This is a genomic window from Streptomyces sp. SAI-135 (genome assembly GCF_029893805.1).
GTDB lineage: Bacteria > Actinomycetota > Actinomycetes > Streptomycetales > Streptomycetaceae > Streptomyces.
In genome coordinates, this window is the sequence record NZ_JARXYP010000002.1 from 3,436,494 (window position 1) to 3,452,674 (window position 16,181).

A 16,181-nucleotide genomic window follows, 5' to 3' on the forward strand; every position below is an offset into this window, starting at 1 on the left:
CCAACATCCACTGAGCAACCCTTCAGCAGCGAGAGGTGATCGATGGGCGTCACGGGACCCCCCGGGCCGGTGATGGACCGGGACGAGGTGGACCGTGCGCTGGCGCGGCTCGGCGCGGAGCACGAGGCGATCGAGACCTCGCTCCTCGCCCTGCAGGACCACGCGGGCCGCAGGCTCCTCGAAGGCGCCGAGCTCACCGGGGTCACCAAGGAGCGCTGGGAGTCCGCCGACGCGTCGATCACCCTGCTGTGGGCGTACTTCGACGCGTACACGGACGCGCTGCGCTCGGCCCGCGAGATCCGCTCCCGGCGCCGCTGGTCCAGCCGCGAGGACCTGGTGGAGCTGACCGAGCTGCTGCGCGGGGAGTCGGTCACGGTCGCGGGCTCGGCCACCGCCACCGCCAACGCGCCCACCCTGCACGGCAGTCCGGGCAAGCTCAGCGAGCGGTTCTCGCTGGTGACGCTCGTGGAGCGGATGAACGAGCTGTACGCCACGAGCCTGGACATGGTCGTCGCCGCCGACGCGGTCTGGTCGGCGCTGCCCGCGCGGATAGACCTCCTGTCCGCCGAACTCCAGCGCACCCGCCAGCTCGCGCACTCCGTCGGCGTACGCCCCGGGGAACACCCGGCCGGGGACGACCTGGAGCGCATCACCCGCACCCTCACGTCACTGCGCGAGCGGGTGATCTCCGACCCGCTCGCCTTCTGGCAGCGCGCGCAGGGCAGTTCGGCCCCCGGCGGCGGCAGGCCGGACACCACGGCCTACGACCGGGAGGCGCGGGCCCTGGAGGACGTGCGCCGGGAGATCGACGCCGTGCTCACGGTCCGGCAGGACGCCGAGGCCCGGCTGGTCAAGCTGCGGGACGTGCTCTCGCGCGCGGACCGCACGCTCGCCGAGGCCCGTATCGCGCGCGGCGAGGTCCTCGCGAAGATCGCGGCCACGGAGGTGCCGGTGGTCAGCGGACCGCCGACCGTGCTGCAGGAGCAGCTGGCGACGGCCGCCGAGTACCGCAGACACGGCCAGTGGCACCGGCTGTCCCCGCTCCTGGAGTCCCTGGAGCAGAAGGCGGAGGACGAACTGCTGCGCGCCCGCGAGTCGCTGACCGCGGTCACCGCGCCGCTCGCGGTCCGCGCCGAGCTGCGCGGCCGGCTCGACGCGTACAAGGCGAAGGTCGCCCGGCACGGCCTGGCCGAGGACCCGTTCCTGATCGAGCGGTACGACGCGGCCCGGCGGATGCTGTGGAGCGCGCCCTGCGACCTCAGGGTCGCCGAACAGGCCGTGCTGCGCTACCAGCACGCGGCCGCCGAACTGCTGGGCGCCCCGCGGGTGTCGCAGCAGAGCGGTCCCGAAGACCGTAGGGGGGAGTCGTCGTCATGAGTCAGGAACAGCAGCCCTGCCAGCGGCCGGGCTGCGAGGGCAGCTACGAGGACATGGGCGGCGGCGAGCTGTACTGCGACACCTGCGGCCTCGCGCCGGTCGTCGCGGGGAGCCGTGGGGGCGGCTCGGTGCCCAGCGGCACGACCGGCGGCCCGGACTCGCAGGGCAGCGGCGGTTCGCGCTCCACCGGCCGCGGTTCCGCGCGTACGTCCTCGCACTCGTCGAAGTCACGCCGCTCGGTGTCGGGACGGCTCTCGCGCTCGGTCTCCGGAAGGTCCACGGGCCGTTCGGTGTCGGTACGCAGCTCCGGCTCCGCCGCCGGGTCCAGCGGGCGGGGCCGGCTCGGCGCGGGCCTCGTCGAGGTGCCCGGGGTGCCGCGGCCCGACCCGCGCGAGATGGTCCTGGAGAACCCGGAGGTGCCCGAGCGCAAGCGGTTCTGCTCACGCTCCGACTGCGGGGCCCCCGTGGGGCGTTCGCGCGGTGAGCGGCCCGGGCGCACGGAGGGCTTCTGCACCAAGTGCGGCCACCCGTACTCGTTCGTGCCGAAGCTGAAGTCCGGTGACATCGTGCACGGCCAGTACGAGGTGGCGGGCTGTCTGGCGCACGGCGGGCTCGGCTGGGTCTATCTCGCCGTGGACCGCGCGGTGTCCGACCGCTGGGTGGTCCTCAAGGGCCTCCTGGACACCGGCGACCAGGACGCGATGGCCGCGGCGATCTCCGAGCGGCGCTTCCTCGCGGAGATCGAGCACGCCAACATCGTGCGGATCTACAACTTCGTCGAGCACCTCGACCAGCGCACCGGCTCCCTCGACGGCTACATCGTCATGGAGTACGTCGGCGGCAAGTCGCTCAAGGAGATCGCCAACGGCCGCCGTTCGCCCGACGGCAAGCGGGACCCGCTGCCGGTGGAGCAGGCGTGCGCCTACGGCATCGAGGCCCTGGAGGCGCTCGGCCATCTCCACAGCCGCAACCTCCTGTACTGCGACTTCAAGGTCGACAACGCCATCCAGACCGAGGACCAGCTCAAGCTGATCGACATGGGCGCGGTGCGCCGGATGGACGACGAGGAGTCGGCCATCTACGGCACGGTGGGCTACCAGGCGCCCGAGGTCGCCGACGTGGGCCCCTCGGTCGCCTCCGACCTCTACACCGTCGGCCGCACCCTGGCCGTGCTGACCTTCGACTTCCAGGGCTACACCAACGTCTTCGTCGACTCGCTGCCCGACCCCGACCACATCGAGGTCTTCCGCCGGTACGAGTCCTTCTACCGGCTGCTGGTCCGGGCGACCGACCCGGACCCGGCCCGCCGTTTCGCCTCCGCGCAGGAGATGTCGGAACAGCTCACGGGTGTCCTGCGCGAGGTCGTCTCGCTGCAGACGGGCCGCGCCAGGCCCTCCCTGTCGACCCTGTTCGGCCCCGAAGTCCGCGTCACCGACACGGAGTTGTTCCCCAAGCTGGACGGGGAGGTGTCGCGCTGGGGAGCGCGGCTGCTGCCCGCCCGCGGCAAGGGCGCCGGCGTCCCGGCCCTCGCCGGGGCCGCCCCTCCCGACCGCGGCCTCGTCAAGGACGTCGACGCGTCCGTCGCCTCCCTGGCGCTGCCCGTCCCGCACGTCGACCCCTCCGACCCCAACGCCGGTTTCCTCGCCGGGCTCATGACCACCGCGCCCGCCGAGCTGCTCGGCGCCCTCGCGGCCGCTCCGGCCCCGTCGGCGGAGACCCGGCTCCGGCAGGTGCGGGCCTGGCTGGAGAACGGCGACGCGCACACCGCGGACGAGGCGCTGCGGCGTCTTGAGGACGAACGGCCCGACGACTGGCGGGTGGTCTGGTACCGGGGCGTGGCCGCTCTGGTGACCGGGGACCACGAGGCCGCCGCGCTCGCCTTCGACGCGATCTACGACGCCTTCCCGGGCGAGCCCGCCCCCAAGCTGGCCCTCGGCCTGTGCGCGGAGGTGCTCGGGCAGCTCGACAACGCCGCCGAGTACTACCGTCTGGTCTGGTCGACCGACCCCAGCTATGTGAGCGCCGCGTTCGGCCTCGCGCGCGTGCAACTCGCGACCGGGGACCGCCGTGGCGCGGTGCGGACCCTGGAGTCGGTGCCGGAGTCCTCGATCCACTACACGGCCGCCAGAGTGGCGGCGGTGCGCGCGCGGCTGCGTGGCCGCACCGCGACCGCGGGCGACGTACCCTTCCTGGACGACCTGACCGCCGCCGCCGGGCAGGTCGAGGCGCTGGACGCGTACGGACTGGATCCGGTGCGTCGCGAGCAGTTGTCGGCCGAGGTGCTGGGCGCGGCCCTGGACTGGATACTCTCCGGTGGCCAGGACTCCGTCGCCCCCGCCACCGGGGGACGGGCACTGCTCGGCAGCGGACTGGACGAGCGAGGACTGCGCTTCGGCCTGGAGCGTTCGTACCGCGCGCTGGCCCGGCTCGCGCAGGGCGGCGAGGAGAGGATCGACCTGGTGGAACGAGCCAACCGTTACCGCCCCCGGACGTGGGTGTAGTTGATGTCGCAGATGCCCCAGCAGACCGCCCTTTCGAGGTGTCCGAGCTGCGAGGAACCCCTCGAGTCGGGCGACCGTTTCTGCGGTGCGTGCGGATACGACCTGTCCGCCGTCCCGGCACGGCCGGACGACAGCCCGACCATCGCCCTGAACGGCGCGCCCCCGGACGGCCCCTGGCCGCAGGCCCCGCACCCGCCGGGGGAGCTCCGGCTGCCGACCGATCTGCGGGCCTCCGCCTCGGGTGAGCACGAACTGCCGCCGGTGCCGCCCCAGTCGGGGCCGGTGCTCGGATCGCCGGTCTCGCCCGCGTCCGGCGTGCGCTTCGACCGGACGCCGGAGCCCGACGAGTACCCCCTGCAGGCGCCGGACCCGCGTGTGGCCGCCGGACCGGCCGCCCCTGCCGAAGGAACCAAGGTGTGCGTGGCCTGCCGTGCCGGCCGGGTCGACGACGACGGCTACTGCGAGAACTGCGGGCACGCCCAGCCGCGCGAGCGCGACCACATGGAGCAGGAGGCCGGCCCGATCGCCGCCGTCAGCGACCGCGGACTGCGCCACCACCGCAACGAGGACGCCTTCAGCCTCGGCACCAGCGTGCTGCCCGACGGTCAACCGGCGACCTTCGCGGTGGTCTGCGACGGCGTGTCCTCCGCGACCCGTCCCGACGACGCCTCCCTGGCCGCGTCCCGGGCCGCCGCCGAGTCACTGCAGGCGGCCCTGCCGCAGGGCACCCACCCCCAGCAGGCCATGCACGAGGCGATCGTCGCCGCCTCCCGCGCGGTCAACTCGCTGGCCGGCGAACCCGCCACGGCCCGCGAGCACCAGCCGCACCAGAACGCCCCGGCGTGCACGATCGTCGGCTCGGTCGTCACCCCGACCCTGCTGGTCGTCGGCTGGGTCGGCGACAGTCGCGTCTACTGGGTGCCCACGGACCGCAGTTCGCCTCCGGCCCGGCTCACCGAGGACGACTCCTGGGCCGCGCAGATGGTCGCCGCGGGCCTGATGAACGAGGCCGAGGCGTACGCCGACGAGCGTGCCCACGCGATCACCGGCTGGCTCGGCGCGGACGCCTACGAACTCGACCCGCACACCGCTTCCTTCAAGCCGGACCGCCCTGGTGTGGTGGTGGTGTGCACCGACGGCCTGTGGAACTACGCGGAGGCGGCCGACGAGATGGCCCAGGCCGTGCCGGCCGACGCCGCCGCCCGCCCGCTGCACAGCGCCCGGGTGCTGGTCGGTCACGCCCTGGACGGCGGGGGCCACGACAACGTAACAGTGGCCGTCGTCCCGTTCCCGACCCCCGTGCAGGGGGCAGGATCGGCCTGAGGCCGCACGAACGGGGAAGCCTCGGCGGGCCGGAGGGGACCGGTCCGCGATCAGTCGTCGCCCCACGACTGTGGGGTTCATGAGGGGGATTCGAGCAGGTATGGCCAATTTCTCGAAGTCGAACGTGCCGCAGTTCGCGATGGACGTCTACCAGAACGAGTACCTGCCCGAGGGCGGCCGCGAGGTCAACGCGATCGTCACGGTGACCGCGACCGGCGGCGGCACGATCGGCAGCGCGGTCGCCGCCCCGCACCTCTGGTCGGCGGGACAGGGTCCCTCGGCGGCGGTCGCGGTGATGGTCGACTGCTCGGGGTCGATGGACTACCCGCCGACCAAGATGCGCAACGCCCGCGACGCCACGGCCGCCGCGATCGACACCCTGCGCGACGGCGTGCACTTCGCCGTGATCGGCGGCACCCATGTGGCCAAGGAGGTCTACCCCGGCGGCGGACGGCTCGCGGTCGCCGACGCCACCACCCGCGACCAGGCCAAACAGGCCCTGCGCAAGCTCAGCGCGGGCGGCGGTACGGCGATCGGGACCTGGCTGCGCCTGGCCGACCGCCTGCTGTCCTCGGCGGACGTCGCCATACGGCACGGCATCCTGCTCACCGACGGACGCAACGAACACGAGTCGCCGGAGGACCTCAAGGCCTCCCTCGACGCCTGCGCGGGACGTTTCACCTGTGACGCCCGGGGCGTGGGCACCGACTGGGAAGTGAAAGAAGTCACAGGGATCGCCTCGGCTCTGCTCGGCACCGCCGACATCGTGGCCGATCCGGCCGCCCTCGCCGCCGACTTCACGCAGATGATGGAGACGGCCATGGGCAAGGAGGTCGCCGACGTGGCCCTGCGGGTGTGGACCCCGGTGGGCACCACCATCAAGTTCGTCAAGCAGGTCGCGCCCACGGTCGAGGAGCTCACCGACCGCCGCACCGAGGCCGGTCCGCGCGCCGGGGACTACCCCACCGGTTCCTGGGGGGACGAGTCCCGTGACTACCACGTCTGCGTCGAGGTCCCGGCCGCGAACATCGGCCAGGAGATGCTCGCCGCCCGGGTCTCCCTGGTGGTCCCGCAGCCCGACGGCAGCACGCAGAACCTGGGTGCTCAGGGCCTCGTCAGGGCCGTGTGGACCGACGACATGGTCGCCTCGACGTCGATCAATCCCCAGGTCGCCCACTACACCGGCCAGGCCGAACTGGCACAGGCCATCCAACAAGGTCTCGACCTTCGCAAAGCGGGTGATATCGACGGAGCAACGGCCAAACTGGGCCGTGCCGTTCAGCTCGCGAACGACTCGGGGAACGCCGATACTACGAAACTGCTTTCGAAGGTGGTGGACGTCGTCGATGCCACGACAGGTACTGTGCGACTGAAGGCGAAGGTCGAGGAGGCCGACGAGATGACTCTCGAGACCCGGTCGACAAAGACTGTTCGTGTAAAGAAGTAGACAGTTTCCGACGGAGAAGTTCCCTGATCCGAGAGGGGGAAGCGCCGACATGCCGACCTGCCCGAACGGACACCAGTCGGGTTCCGACGACTGGTGCGAGGTCTGCGGTCACCGCATGGCCGGTGCCGTACCTCCGCCCCCTCCGCCGCCGCCCGGTCCGGGTGGAGGCGGCTACGGCTTCCCGCCGCCCGGTGGTCCCGGCGGTCCCGGTGGCCAGCCCGGTGGACGCCCGAATCTGTCCGCCGTGCCGGACCCCGAGCCGGAGCTCTGCCCGCAGTGCCGTACGCCCCGTGAGGGCGGTGCGCCCTTCTGCGAGGAGTGCCGGTGGAACTTCCTGACGAACACGGCGACCTCGTACACCCCGGCCGCCCCGCGCCCGCCGGCCGGCGGTCCGCCCTCGCACTTCCAGCAGCAGTCGGGTCCCGGGCCGTCCTTCGGCGGCGGCGGTGACTCGTACGAGTACCAGGGCTCGCGCCCGTCCCAGGTGAACCGCCCGGCGGAACCGATCCCCTTCGGCTCGGAGCCCTCGGGCCGCTCGGGTCCCGGCGGCCCCGGTGGTCCCGGTGGCCCGCAGGGCTTCCCGGGTGACCCGGCCCGGCCCGGCGGCCCCGGCCAGTCCGGCCCCGGCGGACCCGGTTCCTCCGGTCCTTCCGGTTTCCCGGGCGGACCGGGTGGTCCCGGCGGCCCCGGCCCCTCCGGTTTTCCCGGCGACCCCTCCCGCCCCGGCGGCCCCGGACAGCCCGGCCCCGGTGGCCAGCAGGGCTTCCCGGGTGACCCCGGGCGCCCCGGCGCACCCGGTTCCCCTTCCGGTTTCCCGGGCGGACCGGGTGGTCCGGGCGGTCCCGGCCCCTCCGGTTTCCCCGGCGATCCCTCCCGCCCCGGCGGCCCCGGACAGCCCGGCCCCGGCAGTCCCGGTGGTTACGGCTACCCCCAGCCCGGTTCCACCCAGGCCCCGCCCGGACCTTCCGGTCCCGGTGGCCCCGGTGGTCCCGGTGGGCCGGGTGGCCCGCAGGGCTTCGGTGGCCCTCCGACCCAGCCCGGCCCGGGCGGACCCGGCGGCCCCGGACAGCCCGGCCCCGGCGGTCCGCAGGGCTTCCCCGGCGACCCGTCCCGGCCCGGCCCGGGCGGCCCCTCCGCACCCGGTGGCGGTCCCGGCGGTCCGCCGAACTTCGGTCAGGACCCCTCACGCCCGGTCCCGCCGCCCCCGGGCAGCCCCGGTGCCACCAGCGGGGCCCCGCAGGGCTTCCAGGCGCAGGGCGCGTCCGCCCCGCCCGCCTTCCCGCAGGAGACCAACCGACCCCAGGGCGGTCCGCCCTTCGGCGGCGGCGCCGACGACTGGGTCATCTCCCCGCCGTCCTCCACCGCCCCCGGAGGCCCCGGCGGCGGTCCCGGTGGTCCGGGCGGTCCCGGCGGCTACGGCTACCCGCAGCCCGGCTCCACCCAGGCCCCGCCCGCGCCGGCCGGCCCGTCCTTCCCGCAGCAGCCCGCGACCTGGACGGCGACCATCGGCCCGGACCGCGAGTACTTCATGGCGATGATGCAGCGCTCCGGCCCCGAGGCCGCGGGCCTGAACCTGCCCGCGTACTCCCCCGAGCAGCAGCGCACGCTCACCGGCAACCAGGTCACCATCGGCCGCCGCCGGCACTCCACCGGTGACACCCCCGACGTCGACCTGTCGGTGCCGCCGGAGGACCCGGGCGTCTCGCACCAGCACGCGGTGCTGGTGCAGCAGCCGGACGGCTCCTGGGCGGTCGTCGACCAGAACTCCACGAACGGCACCACGGTCAACGGCGCCGAGGAGCCCATCACGCCCTTCGTGCCGGTGCCGCTCCAGGACGGCGACCGGGTGCACGTCGGCGCCTGGACGACGATCACGATCCGCCGCGGCTAGCGAGCGGGCACGTCACCGGAGGGGCCACGCACACGGTCCCTCCGGGTCGTCCAGCCACGCCCACTCCCGGTCCCCGCTGACCGTGACGCCGTACCGCTCCCGGCCCGGCCGCCCCTCGCGCTCCCACAGCGCGTACGCCTCCCGCGGTTCGAGGCTGTCCCCGCTCAGGGCCAGCAGGAACCGGAACAGGTCGTTCTCCCGGGCCCGGCGCGGGAGCCCGCTCGGGTCCGCCGGTTCCCGGTCCCGCCGGTCCGCGCCGCGCAACGGCACGAAGTAGGCCGGCGTGTGCAGGAACCGCCCCTCGGCGTGCCCGGCGTCCCGCACGGTCAGGACGATCAGACCGGTGGCGAGCGGGCTCAGGATGCGCGCGCCGGGGCGGCACTGGGCCGGCCAGGCGGTCGGGACCGAGGCCAGGGCGCAGGTCGCGATGATCCGGTCGAAGGGAGCGCGTTCGGGCACCCCGCGCGCGCCGTCCCCGGTGACGACGACGGGGTGGTACCCGGCGGCGGCCAGATGCCTGCGCGCCGCCTCGGTGATCTCCGGCTCCAGGTCGACGGTGGTGACGGAGTCGTCGCCGAGCCGGTGCGCGAGCAGGGCCGCGTTGTAGCCGGTGCCCGCACCGATCTCCAGGACCCGGTCGCCGTCCCGTACCCGCAGTTCGGCCAGCATCATCGCCATCAGCGAGGGCTGGCTGCTGGAGGAGACGAGTTCGCCGTCGCGCAGCCGGGTGGCCAGCGGGGCGTCGGCGTAGGCCCCGCGGACCCACTTCTCCCGGGTGCGCGGGTCCGGGCTCTCGCCCCAGCGCCGCTCGTAGCCCCCCATGACGCCCACGTAGTAGTACGGCACGAAGAGGTGCCGGGGCACCGCCTCGAAGGCCTCCCGCCATGCCGGGTCGGCGGCCCAGGCCCCGCTCGCGTCGATCTCCCGCACCAGCGCGGCCCGCGCGGAGGCGGCGAGTTCGGCGAGGTCCCTGTCGAGAGCGTGCGCGCCCATGCCTCCACTCTGCACCCTGAGCCCCGGAGGTCCTAAGCCTTGAGTCCTCGTCCACCCCGTCTGAGACCATGGTGGACGTGAAAGAGATCCGGCGCGGCACGCTTCAGACGCAGACCTTCTACGAGCAGGTCGGCGGGGAGGAGACCTTCCGCCGCCTCGTCCACCGTTTCTACGAGGGGGTGGCCGAGGACCCGGTCCTGCGGCCCATGTACCCCGAGGAGGACCTCGGCCCGGCCGAGGAGCGCCTCGCGCTGTTCCTGATGCAGTACTGGGGCGGCCCGACGACCTACAGCGACAACCGCGGCCATCCCCGGCTGCGCATGCGGCACGCCCCCTTCGTGGTCAACCGTGAGGCGCACGACGCGTGGCTGCGGCACATGCGGGACGCCGTGGACGACCTCGGTCTGTCCGAGGAGCACGAGACGCAGCTGTGGAACTACCTGACGTACGCGGCCGCTTCGATGGTGAACACCCCCGACTGATCAGCACTCGGTGACCGGCGTTCACTGATTGCCGGATTCCGGTCTCGCGGTGCCGGATTCCGGTCACAATCCGGTCAAGCCCTCGCTACAAGCGCTTACTCCCGACGATCCCCTCTGACATCCTCGCCGGAGATCTGGCACAACACGGCGGGGGGCCGGGTGACGGGGTTCGGGGGAATCGCACGTCTGGTGTTACTGCGTGCGCGGGCGCACCGGCTGCTGCTGGCCGCCGCGTTGCTCACGGTCCTGCTCACCACCGCGGTCCTGGCGACCCTCACCGCCTACTCCGGCGCGATCGGCGACGCGGCCCTGCGCCACTCCCTCGCGGACCCGCGCAACGCCGCCGACACCGCGCTGGTCGTCAAGGCCGACGTACCCGAGGAGCGCCGCAAGGCCGCCGACACCGCCGTACGCGACGTGGCGCGGCGGGCCTTCGACGGGCTGCCGGTGACCGTGCGGACCTTCCTGCGGTCCGGCCCGTACGCGCTGCCGCGGTCGCTCCAGCCCGAGTCCGCGCGGTCCGGCGACCCGGATCTGACCCACTTCGCGGCTCTGGACCGCAGCCGGGTGCGGCTGGTCGAGGGGCGGCTGCCGCGTCCGGCCGAGGGGCTGGTGGAGGTGGCGCTCCCGCAGGCCGCCGCCCGCGCGCTGCACCTCGCTCCCGGCGCCCGCTTCACCCTCACCGACCGGCTGCGCGGCCCGGCGGTCCGGGTCGCGGTGACCGGCCTGTACCGGCCCGTCCGCGCGGACGACCCGTACTGGCTCCTCGACGACCTGCACGGGCGGGGCGTCAACAAGCTCGATTTCACGACGTACGGCCCCCTGCTCGCCGATCCCGGCGTGCTGGCCGACGGCACGGTGAGCGTCGGGACGTCGGGATGGCTGGCGTCGGCCGACTTCGCCACGGTGACGACCGCGCGGTCGGACGCGCTGCGGAAGTCGGCCGTCGCGGGGAACGCGGCCCTGCGCAAGGAGGCCTCCCTGGGCGGCGCCTCGACCGCGTCGACCGCGCTGCCCGAGGTCCTCGACCGCGCCGACCGTTCCCTGCTGGTCTCCCGCTCGACCCTGCTGATCGTGGCCCTGCAACTGGTGCTCCTCGCGGGCTGCGCCCTGCTGCTGGTGGCGGGGCTGCTGAGCAGTGAGCGCACGGGCGAGAGCCGGCTGCTGCTGGCGCGCGGTGCCTCCCGTGCCCGGATCGCGGGCCTCGCCGCCCTGGAGGGGGTGCTGCTCGCGGTGCCCGCGCTGCTGTGCGCGCCCCTGCTGGCGGGCCCGCTGACGCGGATCCTGGCCGGTCGGGGACCGCTGGCCCGGATCGGGCTGCACCTGGAGGTGCCGTCGAGCGGACGGCTCGGGGTGTGGCTGGTGGCGGGGGCGGTGGCGCTCGGGTGCGCGCTGGCGGTCACCCTGCCCGCCCTGACCTCCTCGTTCGCTCGGGGCCGGGCCCGGGCGCTGCCCGGCGCGGTGCGCGCGGGTGCGGACCTCGGGCTGCTGGCCGTGGCCGGAGTGGCGTACTTCCAGCTCAGCCGCCAGACCTCCGGTGCCGTCTCCGACGACACCTCCGGCACGCTGGGCGTGGACCCGCTGCTGGTGGCGGCGCCCCCTCTCGCGCTGCTCGCCGGGACCGTCCTGACGCTGCGGCTGCTGCCGCCGCTGGCCCGGCTCGCCGAACGCCGGGCGACCGGCGGGCGCGGGCTGACCGCGGCCCTGGCCGGCTGGCAGATCGCCCGCCGCCCGATGCGCGGGGCGGGCCCGGTGCTGCTGCTGGTCCTCGCGATGGCACTGGGCATGCTGGCGATCGGCCAGGGCGCCTCCTGGGACCGTTCGCAGTCCGACCAGGCGGACTTCCGGGCCGGGGCGCCGGTGCGGGTGCTGGTCTCCGGGGACGCGGGGCTCGGCCGCACCGAGCAGTACGCGGCCGTCGCGGGCGTACGGCAGGCCGCGCCCGCCGCCCGCTCCGAACTGCCGCTGTCCGGGAGCCGGGTGGCGACCGTGCTGGCGCTGGACACCTCGCGTGCCTCGATGCTGATCCGCTCCGACCTGCATGCGGGCCCCTTCCTGGAGGGCCTCGCCCCCGAGGGCGCGATCGCGGGGGTGAGGGTGCCCGCGGACACGGCCTGGCTGCGGCTGACGGCGACCCTGCGCAGCGCGGTCCCCAGCACGACGGCACAGGCCGCGGTCACCCTGGTGGACGGCTACGGCACCCCCTACCGGCTGCCGGCCGGCGAACTCGCCGCCGACGGCCGGGCCCACCCGCTGGACGTCTATGTGGCCGGGGGCCCGCTGACCCTCACTTCCCTGGAACTGGTGGTGTCGGTCCCGGGTGGCAAGGCCGACCGACAGCGCTTGACGGTGAGCGAGTTGACGGCGAAGGGCACCGACGGGTCGGTCCGGCGGCTCCGGCTGCCGACCGACTGGTCCGCCGACTCGCAGAGCGACGGGGTGAGCGCCGTCCCCGATCCCAAGACCAAACCCACACCGCCGCGCCTGAGTTCGGGACCCGGAGGGCTGAGCGTGGACTACGGGACCGGGTTCATCCCGTGGGACGACTCCTGGAGCTCCGGTTCACTGACGGTCCGGGTGAAGGCCCCGCAGCCGAAGGCGGCCGCGATCACGGGCGTCGCCACCGAGAGCTTCCTCGCCTCGGCGGGCGCGACCGTCGGGGAGAGCCTGGACGTGCCGCTGAACCGCGAGACGGTCTCGGTGCGGATCGTGCGCACGATCAGGGACCTGCCCACCGCCTCGGACGACGGCGGGGCCCTGCTGATCGATCTGCGGACCGTGAACCGGGAGTTGCAGGAGCAGTCCGGGCGCAGTGTGGAGCCGACCGAGTGGTGGCTGTCGACGCGACCGGGCGCGTCGGACAGGGTGGCGGCGGCCCTGCGGGCCCGGCCCGACATGGACCCCACGCAGGTCGTGGTGCGGGACGAACTCGCCGGGCAGCTGCGCGACGACCCGTTCGGCGCGGGCCCCGAGGCCGCGTTCGCCGCGGCGGCCGCGGTGGCGGCGGCGCTGGCCGCGGTCGGGTTCGCGGTGAGCGCGGCGGGGTCGCTGCGCGAGCGCGGCGCGGAGTTCGCCGTACTGCGCGCCCTGGGGGCCCCGCGGCGGCGGCTGGCCCGGGCGGTCGCCGTGGAACAAGGCCTCCTGGTGGTGCTGGCACTGCTGGTGGGCGCGCTCCTCGGCGCAGCGCTGACCCGGGCCGTGGTCCCGCTGATCGTGCTGACGGACGAGGCGACCAGACCGGTCCCGCGGGTCCTGGTCCAGCTGCCGCTCGCGCAGGCGGCGGCGCTGCTGGCGGCGGTGGCCCTCGCCCCGCTCCTGGTCACGGCGGCGCTGGCGCTGCGGCGGGCGGATCCGGCGCGGGCACTGCGTGAGGGGGGTGAGTGAGGTGAGGTTCCTCAGGAGGGCCGAGCCGGGCGTCCGCGAGGAGAGCGTGCCCTGGGTGCGCACCCGGCTGCGGACCGCGCCCGGCACCGCGTTCTGGCTCGCGCTGCTGGTCGCGCTGACCGCCTGCCTGGCGGGCGCGTTCCCACCGGCGGTCGACCGGTACGAGGACGCCGGGCTGCGCCGGGCCGCCGAGCAGGCCCGCCCCGACCGGACCAGCGTCGAGGTGTACGCCCCGCCGCCGTCCGTGATGCTGTCGCCGCGCGAGCGGGAGGACGTGCTGCGCCCCGAACTGCTGGCCAGGCAGTACACGAAGGTCCGTGCCGAGGTCCCGCGCGCGCTCGTCCTCGATCCGGAGCAGTCGACGTACGGGGTGCGCACCACCCTGGACCTGCCGGTACCGGACCCGTGGCTGCCGCGGCCGACCGGCAAGCCCGCGGAGGTGACCCTGATCGCCCAGACGGGCCTCGGCGCCCACTCCTCCCTGGCCCGGGGACGTCTGCCGCGTGCGGACGAGGACGTGACCTCCGCGGCACCCGAGCTGGAGGCCGCGGTCACCGTGGAGACCGCCAAGGCCCTGCACATCAAGGTCGGTTCGGTGCTCCACGCGCCCGCCGCCGGCCGCACCCTCCCCATCCGCGTCACGGGCATCGTCACCCCGCGCGACCCCGAGGGCGCCTACTGGTCCACCCGGCCCACCCTGCGCACCCCGTCCCTGGTCCGCGAGCCCGCGCCGTCCGTGGACATGCACTGGCTCGGCGCCCTGCTCATCGCCCCCGAGGCGGCCCCGGTCCTGCTGGCCACGCCGGGACGCCCGGAACGCTACTGGCAGTTGGCGCCCTCGGCAGGCAGCCTCCGGGCCCGTGACACGCCGGACCTGCGGTCCGCGCTCGCCTCCCTGGAGGCCGGGCCCGCGCTGCGCAAGGTGCGGCTGAGGATCGACGGTCCAGTGACCGAGCTGACACAGATCACCGGCCAGACCGAGGTCCTCACCGACCTCGACGAGGTCCTCGCCGCCTACGACCGGTTCCGCGCGGGAGTCGCGCCGCTGGTCGCGGTCGCCGCGTTCGGCACGGGCACGGTCGCTGTCGTCGTCCTGCTGATGGCGGGCGGTCTCACCGCGGAGCGCCGCCGCGCCGAGTTCGCCCTGCTGCGGGCCCGCGGCGCCTCCCTGCGGGGTCTGACGGCCCGCCTGTTCGCCGAGACGGCGGTCGTGGCCGTCCCGGCGGGCGCCCTGGGCCTGGCCGCCGCGCTCGTCGCGGTCCCCGGGGGCCGCCTTCGGTACGCGGTCGCGGCCGCCGCGGCCGTCACCGCCGTCGTCTGCGCCGCCCTCCCGCTGCGCACGGCGGCCGCCCACCGCGTGGTCCGCGTGCACACCGGCCGCGAGGACATCTCCGCCGTACGACCGTCCCGGCGCCGTACGGTCGCCGAGCTGACGCTGCTGGTGCTGGCGGCGGGAGCGGTGGAGTCGCTGCGCCGCCGCGGCACATCGGGCACCTCCGGCGACCTCGTCTCCCTGGCACCCGTGCTGGTGGGCGTGATCGCCGCCCTGGTCCTGGTCCGGCTGTACCCGCTCCCGCTGCGCGGCCTGGCCCGCCCGGCCGCCCGGCTGCGCGGTGTCCTCGCCCACCTGTCCCTGGCCCGGGCGGGCCGCACCTCGGCCTCCGCCGTGCTGCCGCTGCTCGCCCTGCTGACCGCCCTGACCACGGCGGCCTTCGGCGGCTCGGTCCTCGCGGGCGTCCAGGACGCCCGCGACCGGGCGGCCCTGCTCGCGGTCGGCGCCGACGCGCGCGTGGAGACGGCGGCACCGCTCCCGTCCGGGCTGCCGGACCGGCTGCGCGGCTCACGGGGGGTGAGCGACCTGTCCGCGGTGAGCGTCACCTCCGACGCGAAGCCGGAGAACGGAGCCCAGTCGCTGCCGCTGGTCGGGGTGGACCCCGCGGACTACGCGGCCCTTTCGTCCCGGACGGACATCGGCGCCTTCGCGGCGACCCGGCTGCGGGCGGGGGCCGCCGGTACGCCGGTCCCGGCGCTGGCCGCCACGGCCACCGCCCGGACGTACGGCACCCGCCCCTTCCCGGTCCTCCTCCCGGACGGCAGCTCGCTCACCGTCCGCATCACCACCGTCCTCGACCGCACTCCGGCGGTGGCGGGCTCGGACTTCCTGGTCGTGAACCGCGAGGCACTGAGCCCGGCGATGGCACGCCCGACGGCCCTGCTGCTGACGGGGCAGGGCCTGGACGGGGCCGCGCTGCGAAGGGCGGCGCCCGAGGCGGCGTCCGTGCACCTGAAGTCCGAGGAACGCCGGCGCTTCGTCGACTCGCCCCTCCAGACCGGTGCGGAAGGCGTCTACGCGACCGCGGTGGCGGCCGGCACCGGCTACGCCGTCCTGGCCCTGCTGCTGTCCCTCCTGCGCACGGCCCCCGAGCGCACGGCCCTGCTGGCCCGCCTGCGCACGATGGGCCTGACCCGGGCCGCGGGCCGCCGCCTGCTGATCCTGGAGTCCCTGCCCCAGGCGTTCCTGGCCGCCCTCGGAGGCGTCCTCACCGGCTGGGCCACCATCCGCCTCCTGTCCCCCGGAGTCGACCTGACGGCCATCGCGCTCCCCGCGGCCGAACCCGCGGCGACCGCGGCGGAGTTGCGCACGGACACCCTGTCCCTGGCGATACCGGCGACAGCCGTGCTGCTCCTGGCGGTGGGGATGGGCATCGGGCAGGCATGGTGGTCGGGGAGACGGGGTTCGGTGCAGGAGCTGCGAGCGGGGGATGCGAGATGAGGAGCCTCGT

Annotated in this window: 9 protein-coding genes; 8 read left to right on the plus strand and 1 reads right to left on the minus strand. The window is 75.0% G+C overall.

All coding sequences use genetic code 11. From position 1 onward, the window contains the following. The first annotated feature begins 42 nt into the window (after positions 1-42). The 5 genes from M2163_RS19955 to M2163_RS19975 all read left to right on the plus strand — a co-directional run bounded on the left by M2163_RS19955 (position 43) and on the right by M2163_RS19975 (position 8,539). Positions 43-1,377, plus strand: coding sequence for a hypothetical protein (locus tag M2163_RS19955; protein ID WP_280851450.1), 1,335 nt, complete (start codon positions 43-45; stop codon positions 1,375-1,377). Continuing rightward, the gene (locus M2163_RS19960) at positions 1,374-3,878 is read left to right on the plus strand and encodes a serine/threonine-protein kinase (protein WP_280851449.1); all 2,505 of its coding nucleotides are present in this window, start codon (positions 1,374-1,376) and stop codon (positions 3,876-3,878) included. Before M2163_RS19955 ends, M2163_RS19960 begins: the two co-directional genes overlap by 4 nt. Further along, the gene (locus tag M2163_RS19965; protein WP_280851448.1) at positions 3,879-5,201 is read left to right on the plus strand and encodes a protein phosphatase 2C domain-containing protein; all 1,323 of its coding nucleotides are present in this window, start codon (positions 3,879-3,881) and stop codon (positions 5,199-5,201) included. It abuts the gene before it with no gap. Positions 5,202-5,301: 100 nt separating this feature from the next. Continuing rightward, positions 5,302-6,648 (plus strand): VWA domain-containing protein, encoded by a 1,347-nt coding sequence (locus tag M2163_RS19970; protein WP_280894602.1) that lies wholly within the window; start codon positions 5,302-5,304, stop codon positions 6,646-6,648. A gap of 49 nt (positions 6,649-6,697) precedes the next feature. Beyond that, a complete protein-coding gene (locus tag M2163_RS19975) occupies positions 6,698-8,539 on the plus strand; it encodes an FHA domain-containing protein (RefSeq protein WP_280894603.1) in 1,842 nt (613 codons plus the stop codon). 12 nt (positions 8,540-8,551) lie between these two features. Here M2163_RS19975 and M2163_RS19980 read toward each other — a convergent pair whose 3' ends face one another. Next, entirely contained in the window at positions 8,552-9,532 is a 981-nt protein-coding gene (locus tag M2163_RS19980; protein WP_280894604.1) for a methyltransferase domain-containing protein, read from the minus strand. 68 nt (positions 9,533-9,600) lie between these two features. Here M2163_RS19980 and M2163_RS19985 point away from each other — a divergent pair, with 68 nt between their 5' ends. From M2163_RS19985 to M2163_RS19995, 3 genes are all read left to right on the plus strand, one after another. Beyond that, positions 9,601-10,014, plus strand: a complete 414-nt coding sequence (locus M2163_RS19985) for a globin (protein WP_280851444.1) — start codon at positions 9,601-9,603, stop codon at positions 10,012-10,014. A gap of 189 nt (positions 10,015-10,203) precedes the next feature. Next, positions 10,204-13,398, plus strand: coding sequence for an FtsX-like permease family protein (locus M2163_RS19990; protein WP_280894605.1), 3,195 nt, complete (start codon positions 10,204-10,206; stop codon positions 13,396-13,398). Further along, positions 13,391-16,171 (plus strand): FtsX-like permease family protein, encoded by a 2,781-nt coding sequence (locus M2163_RS19995; RefSeq protein WP_280894606.1) that lies wholly within the window; start codon positions 13,391-13,393, stop codon positions 16,169-16,171. Before M2163_RS19990 ends, M2163_RS19995 begins: the two co-directional genes overlap by 8 nt. Positions 16,172-16,181 lie beyond the last annotated feature (10 nt).

Bases quoted from the DNA above. Each gene is read 5' to 3' on its own strand.
- M2163_RS19955 (WP_280851450.1), top strand. From the start codon at position 43: ATGGGCGTCACGGGACCCCCCGGGCCGGTGATGGACCGGGACGAGGTG.
- M2163_RS19960 (WP_280851449.1), top strand. From the start codon at position 1,374: ATGAGTCAGGAACAGCAGCCCTGCCAGCGGCCGGGCTGCGAGGGCAGC.
- M2163_RS19970 (WP_280894602.1), top strand. From the start codon at position 5,302: ATGGCCAATTTCTCGAAGTCGAACGTGCCGCAGTTCGCGATGGACGTC.
- M2163_RS19975 (WP_280894603.1), top strand. From the start codon at position 6,698: ATGCCGACCTGCCCGAACGGACACCAGTCGGGTTCCGACGACTGGTGC.
- M2163_RS19980 (WP_280894604.1), bottom strand. From the start codon at position 9,532: ATGGGCGCGCACGCTCTCGACAGGGACCTCGCCGAACTCGCCGCCTCC.
- M2163_RS19985 (WP_280851444.1), top strand. From the start codon at position 9,601: ATGGTGGACGTGAAAGAGATCCGGCGCGGCACGCTTCAGACGCAGACC.